The sequence below is a fragment of the Sediminimonas qiaohouensis DSM 21189 genome (assembly GCF_000423645.1).
GTDB lineage: Bacteria > Pseudomonadota > Alphaproteobacteria > Rhodobacterales > Rhodobacteraceae > Sediminimonas > Sediminimonas qiaohouensis.
The window spans coordinates 217,107-234,450 of sequence record NZ_AUIJ01000002.1 but is presented as its reverse complement, the minus strand read 5'-3'; the positions used below and the strand labels follow the sequence as shown (position 1 = coordinate 234,450).

Annotated in this window: 17 protein-coding genes; 14 read left to right on the top strand and 3 right to left on the bottom strand. The window is 64.6% G+C overall.

The window, feature by feature from the left end; genetic code table 11:
• Positions 1-3: 3 nt before the first annotated feature.
• The gene (locus G568_RS0103540; RefSeq protein ID WP_037373578.1) at positions 4-2,142 is read right to left on the bottom strand and encodes a protein-disulfide reductase DsbD family protein; all 2,139 of its coding nucleotides are present in this window, start codon (positions 2,140-2,142) and stop codon (positions 4-6) included.
• Positions 2,143-2,399: 257 nt separating this feature from the next.
• On the opposite strand from G568_RS0103540, the gene G568_RS20185 reads away from it, so the two are divergent.
• Entirely contained in the window at positions 2,400-2,561 is a 162-nt protein-coding gene (locus G568_RS20185; RefSeq protein WP_157084261.1) for a hypothetical protein, read from the top strand.
• Between the two features lie 20 nt (positions 2,562-2,581).
• Positions 2,582-2,758, top strand: coding sequence for a hemin uptake protein HemP (gene hemP, locus G568_RS19890; protein WP_084627327.1), 177 nt, complete (start codon positions 2,582-2,584; stop codon positions 2,756-2,758).
• Here the strand turns inward: hemP and G568_RS0103530 are convergent.
• The gene (locus G568_RS0103530; protein WP_026756731.1) at positions 2,742-3,527 is read right to left on the bottom strand and encodes a beta-keto acid cleavage family enzyme; all 786 of its coding nucleotides are present in this window, start codon (positions 3,525-3,527) and stop codon (positions 2,742-2,744) included. The genes hemP and G568_RS0103530 overlap by 17 nt on opposite strands.
• A gap of 212 nt (positions 3,528-3,739) precedes the next feature.
• Here G568_RS0103530 and glnH point away from each other — a divergent pair, with 212 nt between their 5' ends.
• From glnH to G568_RS0103505, 5 genes are all read left to right on the top strand, one after another.
• The gene (gene glnH, locus G568_RS0103525) at positions 3,740-4,477 is read left to right on the top strand and encodes a glutamine ABC transporter substrate-binding protein GlnH (RefSeq protein WP_026756730.1); all 738 of its coding nucleotides are present in this window, start codon (positions 3,740-3,742) and stop codon (positions 4,475-4,477) included.
• A 63-nt stretch (positions 4,478-4,540) separates the two neighbouring features.
• A complete protein-coding gene (gene glnP / locus G568_RS0103520; RefSeq protein ID WP_026756729.1) occupies positions 4,541-5,197 on the top strand; it encodes a glutamine ABC transporter permease GlnP in 657 nt (218 codons plus the stop codon).
• Positions 5,194-5,922 carry a glutamine ABC transporter ATP-binding protein GlnQ gene (gene glnQ / locus G568_RS0103515; protein ID WP_026756728.1) on the top strand — a complete coding sequence of 243 codons (729 nt, stop codon included), beginning with the start codon at positions 5,194-5,196 and terminating at the stop codon, positions 5,920-5,922. The genes glnP and glnQ overlap by 4 nt, the downstream gene beginning before the upstream one ends.
• On the top strand, positions 5,912-6,934 hold the full coding sequence (locus tag G568_RS0103510; RefSeq protein ID WP_037373575.1) for a C45 family autoproteolytic acyltransferase/hydrolase: 1,023 nt from the start codon (positions 5,912-5,914) through the stop codon (positions 6,932-6,934). Before glnQ ends, G568_RS0103510 begins: the two co-directional genes overlap by 11 nt.
• Positions 6,882-7,820 (top strand): MurR/RpiR family transcriptional regulator, encoded by a 939-nt coding sequence (locus G568_RS0103505; RefSeq protein ID WP_026756726.1) that lies wholly within the window; start codon positions 6,882-6,884, stop codon positions 7,818-7,820. Before G568_RS0103510 ends, G568_RS0103505 begins: the two co-directional genes overlap by 53 nt.
• A gap of 17 nt (positions 7,821-7,837) precedes the next feature.
• Here the strand turns inward: G568_RS0103505 and G568_RS0103500 are convergent, their stop codons facing one another.
• The gene (locus G568_RS0103500; protein ID WP_026756725.1) at positions 7,838-9,523 is read right to left on the bottom strand and encodes a sigma-54-dependent Fis family transcriptional regulator; all 1,686 of its coding nucleotides are present in this window, start codon (positions 9,521-9,523) and stop codon (positions 7,838-7,840) included.
• A 251-nt stretch (positions 9,524-9,774) separates the two neighbouring features.
• Between G568_RS0103500 and G568_RS0103495 the strand changes: the two genes are divergently transcribed.
• The 7 genes from G568_RS0103495 to G568_RS18180 all read left to right on the top strand — a co-directional run bounded on the left by G568_RS0103495 (position 9,775) and on the right by G568_RS18180 (position 17,343).
• Positions 9,775-11,253, top strand: coding sequence for an aldehyde dehydrogenase family protein (locus G568_RS0103495; protein ID WP_026756724.1), 1,479 nt, complete (start codon positions 9,775-9,777; stop codon positions 11,251-11,253).
• A 16-nt stretch (positions 11,254-11,269) separates the two neighbouring features.
• Positions 11,270-12,379: an NAD(P)-dependent alcohol dehydrogenase gene (locus G568_RS0103490; RefSeq protein ID WP_245582869.1), complete on the top strand. Its 1,110-nt coding sequence runs from the start codon at positions 11,270-11,272 to the stop codon at positions 12,377-12,379.
• Between the two features lie 135 nt (positions 12,380-12,514).
• Positions 12,515-13,429, top strand: coding sequence for a SphA family protein (locus G568_RS0103485; RefSeq protein ID WP_026756722.1), 915 nt, complete (start codon positions 12,515-12,517; stop codon positions 13,427-13,429).
• A 61-nt stretch (positions 13,430-13,490) separates the two neighbouring features.
• On the top strand, positions 13,491-14,780 hold the full coding sequence (locus G568_RS0103480) for an ABC transporter substrate-binding protein (protein WP_026756721.1): 1,290 nt from the start codon (positions 13,491-13,493) through the stop codon (positions 14,778-14,780).
• Between the two features lie 91 nt (positions 14,781-14,871).
• Positions 14,872-15,645: an ABC transporter ATP-binding protein gene (locus tag G568_RS0103475; protein ID WP_051202697.1), complete on the top strand. Its 774-nt coding sequence runs from the start codon at positions 14,872-14,874 to the stop codon at positions 15,643-15,645.
• Positions 15,642-16,370 carry an ABC transporter ATP-binding protein gene (locus tag G568_RS0103470; protein ID WP_211222232.1) on the top strand — a complete coding sequence of 243 codons (729 nt, stop codon included), beginning with the start codon at positions 15,642-15,644 and terminating at the stop codon, positions 16,368-16,370. The genes G568_RS0103475 and G568_RS0103470 overlap by 4 nt, the downstream gene beginning before the upstream one ends.
• Positions 16,363-17,343 (top strand): branched-chain amino acid ABC transporter permease, encoded by a 981-nt coding sequence (locus G568_RS18180; protein ID WP_084627326.1) that lies wholly within the window; start codon positions 16,363-16,365, stop codon positions 17,341-17,343. The genes G568_RS0103470 and G568_RS18180 overlap by 8 nt, the downstream gene beginning before the upstream one ends.
• Position 17,344 lies beyond the last annotated feature (1 nt).

Below are 17,344 nucleotides of genomic sequence, written 5' to 3'. Positions count from 1 at the left end.
GTCTCAGCCCCCCTGCGCCACCTCGCGCCGCCCCGCGCGTTCCAGCGCATCCAGCACCGTTTGCGCGTTCAGGATCTCGGGCAGGGCGATCCCTTCGGGCGCGCCGGGGCCATAGACGGCGTTGAACGGAATGCCGTAGCGGTCAAAGCTTGCAAGGTAGCGCGAGATACTCTCGTCCGGCCGGGTCCAGTCAGCGCGCAGCGGCACAACGTTTTCGCCCCGCAGCGCACCCGCCACCGGCGCGCGGTCCAGTACCAATGCCTTGTTTGCCTTGCACGTCAGGCACCAATCGGCGGTCACATCGACGAACACGGTCTTGCCCGCGGCCACATGGCGCGCGATTTCGGCCCGGTCGAACACTTGCCATTGTGCCGTCTCGGATGCCGCCGCGCGCATGGGCGCCGGGGCAGGGACCAGGGTCGGCGCGACCAATGCTGCCCCCGCCACAAGCGTCAGCGCGCCCGCGCGCAGTCCCGGCGCAAGCCCCGGCAAGCGCAGCGCCAACAACGCGATCGCTATGCCCATCAAGGCGGCGACAGACAGGACCGCCCAAGGGCCCGACACCCCGTCGAGCACCCAAAACAGCCATAGCGCCGTCAGCGCCAGCAATGCGCCAAGCACCATCTTGAGCACCACCATCCAACGCCCCGGGCGCGGCAACCGCCCGACAAGGGCCGGGCGTATGGCGACCACAAGATACGGCAGGGCCAGGCCGATCCCCATAGCCGTGAAAATCACCACCACGTCCACCGCCCGGCCAGCCAGCGCAAATGCCACCGCCGTGCCAAGAAACGGCGCCGAGCAAGGCGTGGCCAGAACCGCGGCAAACGCGCCGGTGGCGAAGTCGCCCAGGTAGCCGGGGCTGCCATCGGCGCGGCTTAGCCGCGACTGCCAGCTCCAAGGCAGGGAAATCTCGAACAACCCCAACAGGTTGGCCGAGAAGATGGTGAGAATCACGATCATCAGCGAAAGGAAAACGGGGTTTTGGAACTGTAGCCCCCACCCGACGGACATCCCCAGCGCGCGCGTGGCCAGCGTCGCCGCCGCCAGCACCCACATGAAGGCCAGAACGCCAAGCGCCGACATCAGGAACCCGCCGCGCACCCGCGCCGGATGCGCCCCGTGGCTTTTGACCGCCGAGCTGAGCTTGATCGACAGCACCGGCAGCACGCAAGGCATCACGTTGAGGATCAGACCACCGAGAACGCCAAGCGCGGCAATCCATGCCAGTTGCCCGATGCCGGGCACCACCTGCGCAAGGGTAAAGGGCGGCGGCGGGGCTTGCCCGACCGCCTGTGGGCGCAGGGTGGCGGCCCGGTCGCCATCGGTGATCGTGACGCTTAGTTCTGGCACGTCTTTGGCGTCGGTGACGGCATCGGTCAGCACCGGCATGCGCGCCCACATCAACCTGCCGCGATCCCCCAGCCGGATATCGGGCGCGCCAAACGCCGCTTTGGGGAATGCATCGAGTTCGGGGAACAGATCCGGCGCGTCGAACGGCACCGTGCTGCGGGCGGTGATGACAAGTGCCTCCTGCGCGGCATCGAATGCTGCCACTCCAGCGGTCAGGCCACTTGGGCCGCCGTCATCGGGCACCTTGGCGGCCCATTTGCTGATTTTTGCGGCAGCGTCCTGATCCACGCCGCCGCTGCCGCCCGGCAAATCAAGTGTTAGCAGGAATTGCTCGGGCACGCAGATATCCGAGCAGACCAGCAAGGACACTTGCGCGTGCAGCCGCGCGGGCGCGCCCGGCTCGTCCAGGCGAATGTTGATGGGCAGCACCAGCTTGTTTTCATACCCGAAATTCTCGATCCCGAAAGCGCGAAAGCGCGTCGGCGCGGGCCACAACATCTGGGTGCTGGCAATGTTTTCCGATCCCTGCCAGTCGATCTCGGGGGGCAATCCGACCTCGCCGGGTGCGCGCCAATAGGCGTGCCATCCCTTGCGCAGATCAATCTCGAGACCGGCCGAAAGCGCCCCCGTCTGGCGCGCAACGCCATCCTCGGCCGTGATCAGCCGTGCGCTCAGCGTGTCGCGCGCAACCGCGTCAGATTGCGTCGCGCCCGCGCCTTCAGCGGGAAACATGAGAAACAGCGCCAACAAGAGCACCGCAGCGCGGGCCAGGGCCGGTGGTAGAAACATGCACAACGCTCCCTTTGGAACATGCGGACAGTGTGGCACAGCTTACCGCCCGTCGCAGGCGGGTGCCAGACACGTACCCGCGACCAATGGGCGCCCAATGCGCCCGGGTCAAGCCACGCGCGGTCACGTGCGCGTGTGGTCACGGGTTCGGAAAATGCATTTGACATACCTGATTGAATAAGTCAGAAATTGCCGAGCCCAGCCATCCCGACCAAGGGGCAGCCCGGCGCGTTTTCCCAAATCTGGAGTAAAATCCGATGATCTTATGCGCCCAACCGCTTCCATCACCGCGTCCTGACAGGGTGTGCCACGGCACGCCCGAAGCTTGGCGCGACCTGCTCGCGCTGACACCGCAATCGGGGCTGATGTCCGAAAGCTGGCTCGACCTGCTGCTTGATCGTATCGAGACGCGGCCATGAGCTGTCACGACAATCGGTCCATGTCCTCCGCCACCGGTGCAACAGTGGCGGATACGGTTCACAAGAGCCCCTCGGGCGAGCGTGTGCACGATGCCCGCGCGCTTACGGCAGGGGCGCAAACCGCCCGCATCATACTGGACGGGCAGAGCTATACATTGCGCATCACAAGGGCCGGCAAGCTTATCCTGACAAAGTAGGCGCCAACCCGGTCAGCCGGGCAATCTCGGCAACCCGCGCGGCGTTGTCGGGGGCCACCTGCCCGTCGCGTTGCAGCAGGTTGTTCTCAAACCCCACGCGCAGCTTGCCGCCGCTCATGTCGGCGTGCAGCAGGCACTCCGTCTCGCGCGGGCCGAATGCACAAACCGCCCAGTCGGCCCCGGGCAGGCGGGCTCGTACGGTGTCTAGCATCGGGTCCAGATCGGCGGGCACCGCGCGTTTGCCATCCTTGTACCGTCCAAGGACAAGCAGGATGGTGGCCGGTCCCTCCGGGAGTGTCCCGTGCACCGCCTCATCGGCCAGGCGCGCGATATCGGCGGTGTCATAAAGGATATGCTGCACGGCGATGCCGGCCTCGGCCGTCTCATGGTAGAACCGTCTTGCCGCAGGCCTGTCGTCGTCGGCGAGCATCTCGCGCAATGCGGCGGATACCATGGCGGGCCGCACGGCACGGACTAGCGCGCGTTGTTGTTGCGGGGTATAGCGGCCCTGCGCCTCGGTCGTGATCTGCACGGACATGCCCGGCACCTTTTGCGCCATCTCCAACAGCAACTCGCGATAGAGCGCGGCATCAAGGACATGATGCCCCATCGCGTCGCGCACATGTGCGTGCAGCCCGCCTGCGCCCGCCGCGTGACAGGCCTTGGCGGTTTCCACGATCTCGGGGATCGTGATCGGCAGGGCAGGGTGGTCGGCCTTGCCGCGCGTCGCGCCGTTGGGCGCGACCATCAGTTTGGGCAGCGGTGTCATGTTGTGCGCTCTCGTTTGCAGGTGCTGCGATGATCCGCCTGTGCGGGGCATCCGATTCGGGCCGTTTGGGCAAGCATAAACGTACCTCCCACAGGGGAAATTCACGGGGTACGCAAAAGATTTGCATTTATAATCACGTTGTGCAAATTATTTTGCACGATTAGGGCAAATGCACCAGTCGATCCAAAACGATCACCAACACGGGAGTTGACATGAAACCTCTTTACAAAATCGCCGCCGCCGCCGCCTTTGCGGTCACGGCCAGCGTCGCCGCCGCGCAGGACCTCGTTATCGCCACCGATACGGCCTTTGTGCCGTTCGAGTTCAAGAAAGACGGCGCATACACGGGTTTCGACATCGATATGTGGGATGCCATCGCCGAGGAAATCGGCGCCAGCTACGAGCTGCGCCCGATGGATTTCAACGGCATCATTCCCGCCCTGCAAACGGGGCAGGTGGATGTCGCACTGGCCGGGATCACGATCAAGCCATCGCGCGAGGAAGTGATCGATTTCTCCGACGGCTATTATGACAGTGGCTTTCTGCTGATGGTTCCCAGCGATAGCGATGTCTCGGGCCCTGCCGATCTTGATGGCAAAACGCTTGCGGTGAAAACGGGAACGTCGGCGTCCGATTATGCCGAAGAGAATTTCGAGGGCACCGAGCTGCGCAAGTTCCCCAACATCGACAACGCCTATCTTGAGCTGCGCACCGGCCGCGTCGATGCCGCGATGCATGACACGCCCAACGTGCTTTATTACATCGCCAAGGCCGGAAACGGGCAGGTCAAGGCCGTGGGCACACAGATGATGGCCCATCAATACGGGATCGGGTTCCCCAAGGGCAGCGATTTGGTCGGCCCGGTGAACGAGGCGCTTGCCAAGATGCGCGCGGATGGCCGCTATGACGCCATCTATTCCAAGTGGTTCGGCTCCGCGCCCTCCAACTGATCGCGCAAACAGAAGGGGCGGGCGCCCGGTGCGCCTGCCCCCTCCATGACAAAGGAAACCGCCATGGAAACGGATTGGTCCGTCATCCTGGACTACTTGCCGCAACTGTTTGCCGGCGCCAGGACAACCCTGTACATCACCGTCGTCGGCCTTGTCGGGGGGCTCGTGCTGGGCACTCTTGCGGGGCTGATGCGCGCCTACGGGGGGCGCATCCTCAACATGATCGCGTTCGCCTATATCGAGGTGATCCGCGGTACGCCGATCGTGGTGCAGGTGATGTTTTTGTACTTCGCGCTGCCGGTGCTGGCCGATCTGCGGATCGATCCGATGACGGCCGCGGTACTGGCGATCGTCGTCAACGCGGGCGCCTACATCGCCGAGATCGTCCGCGGCGCGTTCCTGTCCATCGGCCGCGGCCTGACCGAGGCGGGGCTGGCGATCGGGCTGCCATACTGGAAGGTGCTGACATACATCGTCGGGCCACTGGCGTTTCGCCGCCTGATCCCGCCACTGGGCAATCAGTTCATCGTCAGTCTCAAGGACACATCGCTTTTCATCGTGATCGGCGTGGGCGAGTTGACCCGGACAGGGCAGGAAATCATGGCCGCCAACTTTCGTGCCGTTGAGATATGGTCCGCAGTCGCGGTGATCTACCTGATCATGACCGGCAGCCTGAGCCTGATCCTGCGCACCATCGAGAAACGCATGAGGATCCTATGAGCATCATCGAGTTTCGCAATACCTCCAAGCATTTTGGCCCACTCAAGGTTCTGGACGAGGTCACGCTGTCGATCGACGAGGGCGAGGTTGTCGTGCTGGTCGGCCCTTCCGGCTCTGGTAAATCAACTCTGCTGCGGTGCATAAACGGCCTTGAGATGATCACGGGCGGCGACCTGGTGGTCGATGGCAACAGCGTCACCCAAGGCGCCCGGATACTGCGCGAGATCCGGCAAGAGGCGGGCATGGTGTTCCAGCAATTCAACCTGTTTCCGCAGCTCTCCGCGTTGGAAAACGTGGCGTTCGGGCCGCAAAAGGTGCGCGGCTTGTCCCGGTCCGCAGCGCGCGAGCAGGCGCGCGATCTGCTGGTCAAGGTCGGGTTGGCCGACAAGGCCGATCACTATCCGGCCGAGCTTTCGGGTGGTCAACAGCAGCGCGTCGCGATTGCCCGCGCCCTGGCGATCAAGCCCAAGGTGATGCTGTTCGACGAGCCGACCTCGGCGCTTGATCCCGAGCTCAAGCAAGAGGTGCTCAACGTCATGCGGGCGCTTGCGCAGGAGGGGATGACAATGGTCGTCGTCACCCACGAGATGAGCTTTGCCAAACAGGTCGGCACGCGCCTGATCTTCATGGAGCACGGTAAGATCGCCGTCGATGGAACCCCGCGCGAGGTGATCGATACCCCGCCCAACGACCGGATGAAGGACTTTTTGCAACATGTCGAATAACGCCCGGGGCGATTTGGGCCGGGTGCATGCAACCGGCACGCCGGACGAGGTGGGCTATGCCTTGGGCCGCGCCGGGCGCGGCGCGGTGCATCGCCATCTGATCGGATCGGATATCTGGAAGTCCGTGAACGCGCCGCGGTTGCGCCCCCGCGTGGCCGACATGACGCGCGCCGTTCGCGCCGCATATCCCGGTATCTGGCAAGAGCTGCGGGGCATGGCCAAGGGGCTTGATTTGCCAATAGCGGAGGTCATGGCGTGGAACTGCCGGGGCGATCTGCTTGCCAGCGTGCCGGATGGGTGCACCACGGTTGCGTTGCCCGGCACAAACCCCGTCGTCGCCCATAACGAGGACGGATTGCCGTTCTTTCGCGGCGCCTGTTTCATGGCCAGGGTGCAGCCTGGAGATGAGCCGGGGTTCACCGCGTTTTGCTATCCCGGCTCCCTGCCGGGGCATACCTTTGCGGTAACGGATGGCGGGTTGGTGCAGGCGGTCAACAACCTGCGCCTGACGGCGATCACGCCGCGCATGCCGCGCATGGTTCTGGGCCGCGCCGTGTTGCAGGCCGCCGGTATCGACGGGGCGCTTGCGATACTGAGCGCCGCGCCGCCAAGCGGGGGGTTTCACTTCACGCTGGCCCAGGCCGGGGCAGGGCGGATCGTCAGCGTGGAGTTCGGCACCGGCGCCCCGGCGATCCGCGAGGTGACGCAGCCGATGGCGCACGCCAATCACGCGCTGCACCTCGATGTGCCGCAAACGATAACGCAGTCGTCGCATGACCGCCAGGCGCGCGCCGAGACGCTGGTGTCGCGGCCCGATGCCGCGCCGCTGGCGATCTTGCGGGACACGGGCGGCGGCGGCCTGCCGATCCGTCGGGACGATGCCGACGATCCCGATTGCGAGAATACGCTTGCGACTGCCCTTGTTCATGTTGGACAACAGGGCCTGAAGTGGACAGTTTATGACCGGATCTCGGAAACGCCCGCCTGCTCAGGCGGCTACGAACGCGCCTGAGGCGCCGGACACGGTCGCGGGGCTGCGTGATCTGCTGTTGCGCATCGCGCGCGGCGAATCCGATATCGTTCTTGGCCCCAAGGCGCGCACGGCGCTTGGCCGTATTCTTGATCTTCAGGGCGATCCCTCGCTTTTGTCGATCACCGCGCTGGCCAACCGCCTTGAGGTCAACCCCTCGACCATAACGCGGCTGGCGCGCACGCTTGGTTATTCCGGTTTTGCCGCGTTCCAGGAGGTGCTGCTCAGCGCCTCAATGGCGGCGCCGGGGGCGTTCTACACCCGGCAGGCGCGCGCCGCGCTGGAAAGCGGCGATGCGCCGAGCCGGGCCGGTGCGACGCAGCTATGCCGCGAGAACCAGGCCAATATCGACCGCTTTGTCGAAGGGTTCGACAGCGCCGCGTTTGACGAGGCCGTGCGCCTTATCACCACCGCGCCGCGCGTGGCGGTGCACGGCATCCGGCAGTTTCACGCGGTTGCCAGCTTCCTTGTCTACGGCCTGCGGATGATCCGCTCGGACGTCAACCTGCTGGATGGCAATTCGCTTGGCACCGCCGAGGGCGTCGCGGCGCTGGCACCGGGCGACACGTTGATCACCACCAGTTGCGCGCCCTATTCGGCGCAGGTGGTCGAGGTAGCCCGCGCCGCCGCAGACAAGGGCGTGGCGGTGGTGGCGCTGACCGATACGGTGTCGTCGCCGCTGGTGGACACGTCGCGCGCGGCGCTTGGTATCCCGCATGCCAGCAGCTTCATTTCCAATTCCCTGACCAGCTTCATCGCCGTGTCGGAATGCGTGATCAATGGCTGCGCCGCCGTCATGCCGGACGCCGCCAAGGATGCCCTGGCCGAGCGCGACAGGATGATCAAACGCCTCTCGATCGAGCTGTAATCCCCCGCACGAAGGCCTTAAAGATCGCGCTCGATGCCGAATTTCTTCATCCTGTAGTCGAGCTTGGCCCGCGACAGCCCAAGCCTGCGCGCGGCGCCCGAGACATTCCAATCCGCCTCGATCAATGCCGATCGCACCGCTTCAACCTCGATATCTTCGAGGGTTCGGCTGCCGTAGACCTCGGCGCTGGGCTTCGGCCGGTAGAATCCCCCGTTCTTGTGCACGCGGCCCGCGTTCTGCGGCGCTCTCTCGATGACTGAAAAGACGTGGGCGATGTCGATCATGCCGCCCGGCTCGGCATAGATCACGCCGCGCTCGATCAGGTTCGACAGCTCCCGCAGGTTGCCGGGATAATCATAGCGCAGCAGCATATCGTAAAGCGGCCCGGTCAACCCGTCCAAGGGCTTGGAATGTCTTGCCCGGTGCAGGTTCAGGAAGTGCTTGATCAGTTCGGGGATATCATCGCGGCGCTCTCGTAGCGGCGGGATCTGGATCGGCAGGACCGAAAGGAAGTACTGCAAATCCGCGCGAAGTGCGCCTTCTGTCACCGCGTCCAGCGGGTGCACCCCGGTGGCCGCAACAATCCTGTAAGGGCGTTGCGTGCGGTCCCGGTCATGCAGCTCTAGCGCAAGCTTGGCCTGCATCCCCGCCGGTAGAGCGACTAAATCATTCAAGAACAGCGTCCCGCCATGCGCCTTTTTCAAAAGGCCGGAAGCGCCGAACAGGGTTTCGGCTTCGGCCTCCGGCGTGCCGGTGAAGGCCGAGCAATTGACCGGCACAAAGGGTCCGTCGGCATCCACCCCGCATTTGTGAAGGTAGCGCGCGAAATGCTCTTTGCCGGTGCCCGTCTCGCCCATCAAGAGGACTGGCTCGCGAAACGCGGCAACCTTGTCGACAAGGCGCTGCGCCCGCTGGATCGAGGCCGACTTGCCCACGATGCTATCCATATCCCGAAGGGTCGGCCCTTGCGAGACGGTGAAATCGCTTGGCGGCACCCAGGGACCTGATTTGGCGGGGCTTCTTCCCCTTATGCCGAAGGTGTCCAGTTCGGACACCTCGTCGCCCCAGCTGTCGGCGTCCTTGCCGATGACCACGCAGCGCGCGGCGCCCTGGCCCACGCATTCCATCTCTCGGAATATCACCGGATACCCGAGCAGGGTGCTGGTATACCCCGACGGCACGGCCACCTGCATCCAGCAGACCGGGCAATCGCATATGCCGATATGGCGCACATACTCGGTGCCTTCGACGCTGTCGTGCCAGTGGAATTCGCCAAGATACTCCTTCTTCGAGGCGTCGAATTCGAACCGTTTCGTCACAACCTTGGCATACCCCTTCATGGTATGAAGCCGGGGCCCCGCCGCCAGCGCGGCCGTCACGTTCTTCTGCTTGAACCGTTTCGCGACCAACTCGGCCAGTTGAACCCCCTGCGCCCAGCCCACCTGCATGCAGGCCTCGCGCGTGCGGTCCATGCCGACATCCTGGATCATCTTCGCGCGCAGCGTGCCCAACACGTTGGTCGACAGCATCACCATGCGCTCGTCATTGAGCCAGATGCGCCCGTCGCCAAGGGCGAACTGAAGGGCGCCGGCGAGGTCGTTCAAAGTGGGGGGCGCGCCTTCGTCCAGCAGCAGGCTGTCGCCTCTTTCAAGAATCGCCGGTGCCCTGCGGGACGCCTCCGTGAGCGAGATACGCGTGTCCATTTCATCAAATCCTTATGTCAGGGCGTCCCGTTTCACCAAATAATGAAGTGCTGGCGACGCATCGCAAGAAATATTTTACATGTTAAAGCAATATGTAACGTCAAATGTTATAGTGATGAACAAAATTTATCTATGAAATCGTGTGAATCCTTTGCCCAGTACCTGCCTGAAACAAGGGGTCCGCTGCATGGCTCAACCGTGGAGGACGGTGTGCAGATGGCCCAATTGCAAGAAACCCAGGGAGGTAGACCATGGACGGCGCGCAATTTTCATTTTTCGATGACGGGACGTGGAGCGGAAAGATTTACACAGGCGGCTGGGTGGATGGCTCGGGCGGTGCGGATGAGGTGACGGCCCCCGCGGACGGCGCGCATGTCGCCTCCATCGGCCGCGCCACGCCCGCGGACCTGTGCGCCGCGGCAAAAGCCGCCCGCGCCGCACAGCCGGCGTGGGAGGCAACCGCCCCCGCAGATCGCGCGGCGATCCTCAACAAGGCCGCCGAGATCCTCGAGGCCAACGCAGGCGAGTTGATCCCGTGGATCATCCGCGAGACGGGCTCGATCCCGCCCAAGGCTGGCATCGAGATCGAGCACAGCGCAGGGTTTTTGCGCGCCGCCGCCGAGGCCGCGCAGGAAAACCAGACGCAAACGCTTGCCTCGGTCGATGGCCGCGGCGCGAGCGAGGAGCTGATCCGCGTGGCCCATGGCGTCGTCGGCGTGATCTCTCCGTTCAACTTCCCGCTGATCCTGTCGATCCGCGCCATCGCCGCGGCGTTGGCAACCGGAAACGCCGTCGTGCACAAGCCCGATCCGCGCACGCCAATCACCGGCGGCGTGATGATTGCCCGCGCGTTCGAGGATGCCGGCCTGCCCAGTGGCCTGCTGCATATCGTGCCGGGCGGCGCGGATGTGGGCGCCGCCATGTGCGAGGATCCCAACATCGCGATGGTGTCGTTCACCGGATCTCCCGAGGTGGGCGCGAAGGTGGGCGAAGCGTGCGGCCGCAACCTCAAGAAGGTGCAGCTTGAGCTGGGCGGCAAGAACGCCCTGATCGTCATGGATGACGCGGATATCGATGTGGCCGCGTCGAACGCCGCGTGGGGTGCATGGTTGCACCAGGGGCAGATTTGCATGGCGACGGGCTTGATCCTGGTGCCGTCCGCAACCGCCGGCCAACTGATCGAGGCGCTTAGCACCAAGGCCAGCCACCTGCCGGTGGGCGATCCGGCCAAGGAAGAATGCGCGCTTGGGCCGCTGATCGTCGAGGCCGAGGCAAAGCGCGTCGAGGGCATCGTCGAGGACGCCGTCGCCAAGGGCGCCACCCTGCATGTGGGGGGCAAGCCCAACGGCACGCTCTTTCCCGCCACCGTCCTGTCGGGGGTCAAACCCGGCATGCGTGCCTTTGACGAAGAGATGTTCGGCCCGGTTGCGGTGATCGCCGAATACGACAACGACGATCACGCCGTTGAACTGGCAAATATGTCCGATTTCGGCCTGGTCGCGTCGGTCATCGGCACGGATGTCGGGCGCGCCCGCGATCTGGGCATGCGTCTGCGGGTGGGGCATCTGCATATCAACGATCAAACGGTCACGGCCTCGCCGCTGGCGCCCTTTGGCGGCCGCGGCCGGTCGGGCAACGGGTGCCGTATCTCGGGCCCCGCCCTGTGGGAAGAGTTCACGCAGTGGGTCTGGGTAACAACAAAGCCCGCCGCCACACCATATCCGTTCTGATCGGGAGGTACCGAAAATGACCATGCAAATAAGGGCGGCGGTCGCCCGTGAACCGGGCGCCGATCTGACCATCGAAGCGCTTTCCCTCGATGCCCCGCGCGAGGATGAAATCCTGGTCAAGGTGGTCGCGACCGGCGTTTGCCATACCGACCTGGTCGTCATGGCGGGCCACCTTCCGACGCCCCTGCCGGTGGTGCTGGGCCATGAAGGCGCGGGCATCGTCGAGGCCGTGGGCGACAAGATAACCAAGGTGAAGCCCGGCGATCACGTGGTGATGACCTACAACACCTGCGGCGCCTGCCCCTCGTGCCAGAGCAACGAGATGGCCTATTGCTACGAGTTCTTTCCGCGCAACTTCTTCGGGACGCGGCCGGATGGATCGGTGGCCTTCACGAACGGCGAGGACAAGGTGCACTCCAACTTCTTTGGGCAGTCGTCGTTCGCGACCCACGCGCTGGCCAATGAACGCAACATCGTCAAGGTCGATGTCGCCTCGGACGACCTGGCGCTGATGGGGCCACTGGCCTGCGGCATCCAGACCGGCGCCGGCACCGTGATGAACGCGCTTGAGGTGCAGGCCGGCAAAAGCTTTGTCGTCTTTGGCACCGGCTCGGTCGGTCTTGCGGCGGTGATGGCGGCCAAGGTGCAGGGTGCGACGACGATCATCGCGGTCGACATGCACGACAACCGCCTGAGCATCGCCAAGGAACTGGGCGCGACCCACGCGATCAACGCCAGTGCGGGCGATCTGGTCGACCAGATCAAGCAGATCACCGGCGGCGGCGTTGCTTATGCGCTTGATACCACGGGGTTGCCGGATGTCATTCGCCAAGCGGTCGATGCCATGGCCCCGCGCGGCAAGGCGGCCATTCTCGGTGCCCCGATGCCGGGCTCGCAGATCAGTCTCGATAACACCGATTTCATGTCCACGGGCAAAACATTGATGGGCGTGGTCGAAGGCGAATCCGATGGTGACACCTTCATCCCCAAACTGGTGGATCTGTGGAAGGCCGGGCGGTTTCCGTTCGACAGGTTGCTGACGTTCTACGACTTCGACCAGATCAACACCGCCATCCACGACAGCCATCAGGGCACGTCGATCAAGCCGATACTTCGTATGCCCTGAGTGTTCCGCGCGGCCGCGTCTGCCCCTGTGCAGACGCGGGGGTCCCCCGCGCGCGATCCCGAGTAACCGCAGCCTTTTTGCGCCGGTCGTGGAACCGGAGGGGACCGGATTGCCAAAACAACAAGGATATAGACAGTGAAACAGATATTGAGACTTACCGCTTGCCTGCTTTCGGGCCTGCTGGCCACGGCGCCGGCCATCGCGCGAGAGCCGGGCACGCCGCCCGACATGCCGCCGGGCGCCACGATGGGCGTGCCGGTCGGTGTGAACTTTCCCGTTCCCGGCTTCTACCTGTCCAGCCGGACCGCCGCCGTGCGGGGCACCGTGCACGACGCCAACGGGAACGCGACGGGCCCCGACCTGAACGTGAACGCGACCGCGCTGCAACTGCACTGGACCCCGGGGATCGAATTGCTGGGCGGCACGTACCGCGCCATGGGCATCGTGGCGTTGCAGAACCTCGATCTGTCCCTCAACGGCATCGGCCTGGGGGCAAACACGTCGATCTCGGACCTGTCGATCAGCCCGCTGAACATCCATTGGATGGTGGAACCGGGGATCTTTACCAGCGCGGGCCTGAGCTTTGGGCTGCCGACGGGTGAATTCCATACAAATGGCACACCGAATGGCGGTGACGGGGCCGCCTCCATCGCGTTGGACGCCGGGTTCTCGTACCTGCGGGACGGCTGGAACCTGTCGCTGCATGGCAACTACTTCATCAACGCCGAGAACTCGACAACCAAGTACAGATCGGGCGATGAGCTATTGCTGAACTGGACCGGGATGAAAGCGGTCGGCGCGTCGGGCTGGAGCCTCGGCACCGTCGGATACTGGCGCAAACAGGTGACGGACGACCGCAACAAGGGCGCCTTCTATGGCGGCACAACCGCCGGCCGGGCACAGGAAACCGGCATTGGCCTGGCCGTGGCCAAACGTGTCGGCGGCACGGAAATCTATGTCGATTACACCTGGAATACCTCGGCCAAGAACATCGTTGGCGCGGACATGCTGCGCTTCAACGTGACCTTCCCGCTAGGCGGGAAAAAGTGATGCGCCGGTCCGGTCCTGAGGGGCCGGGCCGCCGCCACGCGTATAAAAGGGAGGAAAAACAATGACAAAACACACCACCATTTCGCGCCGCAGGTTCGGCGCCCTGGCGGGGGCCGCGGCCCTTGCCCCCGCGCTTTCGACCCGCGCAGCCGCGCAAACGGATGAAGTGATCCGCATCGGGTGGGTCGGGCCGCGCTCGGGCCCGCTTGGCATCTTTGGCGAGGCCGACCGGTGGCTGGCCGATGCGTTTGCCGCCAAACAGGCCGGCGGCGTCGAGATCGGCGGCAAGACCTATGGCATCGAGGTTATCCTTGCCGATACGCAATCCGACCCGCTTCGCGCCAGCCAGGAAACGCGCGACCTGATCAATGGGCAAAACCCCGATATCGTCATCGCGTCCTCTACGCCCGAGACGACAAACCCCGTCGCGGACGCCTGCGAGGCGGCTGGCGTGCCCTGCATCACCACCGTCGCCCCGTGGGAGGCGTTCTTTTTCGGGCGTGGTGGCGATCCGGAAAACCCGTTCAAGTGGACCTTTCACTTCAGCTTCGGCGCCGGCGATTTCGCCCCGTTCTACAACGGCCAGTGGGCCAAGCTTGAAACCAACAAGAAGGTTGGCATGCTCTTGCCCAACGACGCGGACGGCAACGCCATTCGCTCAAACCTGATCCCCGCGCTTGAGGGGCTTGGGTTCGAGTGCTTCGATGCCGGCCCCTACGAGAACATGACCTCGGATTTCTCGAACCAGATCAACTTCTTCAAGAAAAACGGCTGCGAGATCATCAACGCCTTTCCGTTCCCGCCGGATTTCCCGGTGTTCTGGCGTCAGGCCGCGCAACTGGGCCTCGCGCAGCAGGTCAAGATCATGCAGATGGCGAAGGCCGGGCTTTTCGCCGCCGAGATGGAGGCGATGGGGCAGCTTGGCTATGGCCTTGCATCGGGCGCCTATTGGCACCGGCTGTTTCCAACCTCCTCGCCCTCGCTGGGGATGAGCAGCGTCGAGTTGGCCGACGGGTTCGAGGCGGCAACGGGCAAGCAATGGACGCAGCAACCGGGTGCCAACGCGGCCCTTTTCGATGTGCTCATGGCGGCGCTTGGCGCATCGGGCAATCCAAAGGACAAGGCCGCCGTGGCAGGGGCCTGCCGGACCCTGGTGGCGGACACGGCCGTTGGAACGGTCGATTTCGCCAATGGCCCGATGCCCGGTATCGCGGTGACGCCGCTGGTCGGGACGCAATGGGTCAAGGCGCCTGATGGACCCTATGATTTCTCGATGGAGATCACCAGCAACGCGCTTGCCCCCAATGTGCCGCTGACGGCGGCGCTCAAACCCTACCGGATTGGCGGCTGACGGGCAGGGCACAAGAAGGCGCGGCCGCAACCCTCAACGGCGCTGCGGCCCGCTTTTGCGCCTATGGGGCGCGGAAGGAGAACAGGTGACTATGCACAAACAGGTGGCGCGCGCCGCGGCAAAGCCGGCCCATTCTACCGGCCCGGCCGCGATCGAGGCGACAGGTCTGGTCAAGCGCTATGGCAGCATGAGGGCGCTTGATGCGGTGTCGATGCGGGCCGATCGGGGCGAAGCCGTGGGCATCGTCGGCCCGAACGGCGCGGGCAAGACCACGTTGTTCGGCGCCCTTGCGGGAACCTTCCCGGTCAATCAGGGCAGCATAACGTATCATGGCAAGGTGATCACGTACGAGAGCGCCGCGACCCGCTGCGCCATGGGCATTGCGCGCACCTACCAGGTGCCGCGCCCCTTCATCGGGATGACCGTCTTTGAAAACGTGCTGGTGGCGGCAAGGGCCGGCGGCGGGCGCGACAAGGCGGAGGCCGCGGATTTCGCGGCTCATGTCCTGGACGAGACGGGGTTGATGAAACTGGCCAACACGCCCGCAGCGGCGGCCGGCCTGTTGGATCGCAAACGCATCGAGGTGGCGCGCGCGATGGCAACCTCGCCGCAGGTGATCCTGCTGGACGAGATCGGCGGCGGCCTGACCGAGGCGGAGCTGGTTGAGTTGATCGTGCTGATCGACACGCTCAAGGCCGGTGGCATGACGATCATCTGGATCGAACACATCCTGCACGCGCTGCTCAAGGTAATCGATCGCCTGATCTGCATGTCCGAGGGCCGCATTTTGGCCGAAGGCGATCCGCACGATGTCATGGAAAATCCGGCCGTGCGCCGCGCCTATTTGGGGAGTGATCCGGAATGATGACGCGATTGATCGTTGAAAACCTGACCTGCCGGCATGGCTTGCTGACCGCCGTGCGCGATGTTTCGTTCGCGCTGCGGGCAGGCGAGGTATTGTGCGTGATCGGCGCCAATGGGGCGGGCAAGACGACCCTGATGAACGCCATCGCGGGAACGCACCGGCCTGTGGGCGGGCGGATCGCGCTGGACGGGGTCGATGTCACCGCGCAGCCCGCCTTTGCCCGGGTGCGCAGCGGCATCGCCATGTCGCCCGAGGGGCGGCGCCTGTTTGCCGATATGACGGTGCGCGAGAACCTTCTTATCGCCGCCGAGAACGGCCGCGCGGGTGATTGGACGTTGGCGCGCGTGCTACAGGCATTTCCGCAATTGCGACCGCTGACCGACATGCCCGCCGGACGGCTGTCGGGCGGGCAGCGGCAGGCTGCGGCGATCGGTCGGGCGTTGCTGACCAACCCGGTGGTGCTTCTCCTCGATGAGGTGTCGCTCGGACTGTCGCCCGCTGCGGTCGAAGGGGTCTATCAATCGCTCGCCATGATCAAGGAGGCGCGCACCACCACCATGGTCGTGGTCGAGCAGGACCTGACCCGCGCGCTTGGCTTCGCCGATCAGGTTCTGTGCATGGCCGAGGGTCAGACCGAGCTGCAAGGTATGCCCGGGCACCTCAGCCGAGAGCAGATCACCGACGCCTATTTTGGCATCCATGACAAGGAGTTATCCGATGTTTGACGGGGTTCTGCAGGCGCTGCTGCAGGGGGGGCTTCTGGGTGGCTACTACGCGATTATCGCGGCGGGGCTGTCGCTTATGGTGGGCGTGGTCCGGTTCATCAACCTTGCCCATGGCGATATGGCGGTGCTGGGCGCGATGGTGACGATCACCCTGACCGAGGTCGGCGGCGTGCCGGTGCTTTGGTCGATCATGATCATGCTGCCGGCGATGGCGCTCATGGGCTGGGTGATGCACGCCACCTTGTTTCAGCGGGCAATGCGCGGTGGGTTTCTGTTGCCGATCCTGGTGACCATCGGCCTTGGTGCCGCGCTACAGAACGGGATGTTCGGGCTATGGGGCTCGAACACCCGCTCGCTTGGCGCGTCCATTGGCGAGCTATCGTGGGCCAGTTGGATCCTGCCCGGCGGCATCATCCTTGGCAAACTGCCGGTGCTGATCTTCGTGACCGCGGTCGTCGTGATCGGCGCCCTGCACCTGATGTTGAAGAAAACCAAGCTTGGACGCGCCATTCGCGCCACTGCCTCCGACCCGGAGGCGGCCGAGATGTGCGGCGTTTCCTCGCGTCAGGCGCACCGCGCGGCGGCGGCGATCGCGGTGACGCTGGCGGCGCTTGCCGGTGTGTTCCTGGCGATGCGCGGTCAGGTCACCCCCTATTCAGGCCCGGCGCAATTGATCTTTGCGTTCGAGGCCGTGGTGATCGGGGGTATCGGTTCGCTCGGCGGGACCCTGATCGGCGGCATGGTTTTGGGTGTCTCGCAGTCCCTTGGCGGGCTGATCTCGCCGCAGGGCTCGCTGCTGGCCGGGCATCTTGTGTTCGTATCGGTTCTGATCTGGCGCTTGTCGCGCGATTGGGCGCGCGATCATGGCGGCTGGCGGGCCAGCCTCGCAATCAGCGCCATCAAGCTGCGCCGTCGCCTGACTGGGGGCGCACCCGCGCCGGACCGGGCACCGTCATCCAAGGGGGCAGCATAAA

Coding starts and splice junctions, on each gene's coding strand:
- G568_RS0103490 (WP_245582869.1), top strand. CDS start 11,270: ATGACCATGCAAATAAGGGCGGCGGTCGCCCGTGAACCGGGCGCCGAT.
- G568_RS0103470 (WP_211222232.1), top strand. CDS start 15,642: ATGATGACGCGATTGATCGTTGAAAACCTGACCTGCCGGCATGGCTTG.
- hemP (WP_084627327.1), top strand. CDS start 2,582: ATGTCCTCCGCCACCGGTGCAACAGTGGCGGATACGGTTCACAAGAGC.
- glnQ (WP_026756728.1), top strand. CDS start 5,194: ATGAGCATCATCGAGTTTCGCAATACCTCCAAGCATTTTGGCCCACTC.
- G568_RS0103500 (WP_026756725.1), bottom strand. CDS start 9,523: ATGGACACGCGTATCTCGCTCACGGAGGCGTCCCGCAGGGCACCGGCG.
- G568_RS20185 (WP_157084261.1), top strand. CDS start 2,400: ATGATCTTATGCGCCCAACCGCTTCCATCACCGCGTCCTGACAGGGTG.
- glnP (WP_026756729.1), top strand. CDS start 4,541: ATGGAAACGGATTGGTCCGTCATCCTGGACTACTTGCCGCAACTGTTT.
- G568_RS0103510 (WP_037373575.1), top strand. CDS start 5,912: ATGTCGAATAACGCCCGGGGCGATTTGGGCCGGGTGCATGCAACCGGC.
- glnH (WP_026756730.1), top strand. CDS start 3,740: ATGAAACCTCTTTACAAAATCGCCGCCGCCGCCGCCTTTGCGGTCACG.
- G568_RS0103540 (WP_037373578.1), bottom strand. CDS start 2,142: ATGTTTCTACCACCGGCCCTGGCCCGCGCTGCGGTGCTCTTGTTGGCG.
- G568_RS0103505 (WP_026756726.1), top strand. CDS start 6,882: ATGACCGGATCTCGGAAACGCCCGCCTGCTCAGGCGGCTACGAACGCG.
- G568_RS0103495 (WP_026756724.1), top strand. CDS start 9,775: ATGGACGGCGCGCAATTTTCATTTTTCGATGACGGGACGTGGAGCGGA.
- G568_RS0103475 (WP_051202697.1), top strand. CDS start 14,872: ATGCACAAACAGGTGGCGCGCGCCGCGGCAAAGCCGGCCCATTCTACC.
- G568_RS18180 (WP_084627326.1), top strand. CDS start 16,363: ATGTTTGACGGGGTTCTGCAGGCGCTGCTGCAGGGGGGGCTTCTGGGT.
- G568_RS0103480 (WP_026756721.1), top strand. CDS start 13,491: ATGACAAAACACACCACCATTTCGCGCCGCAGGTTCGGCGCCCTGGCG.
- G568_RS0103530 (WP_026756731.1), bottom strand. CDS start 3,527: ATGACACCGCTGCCCAAACTGATGGTCGCGCCCAACGGCGCGACGCGC.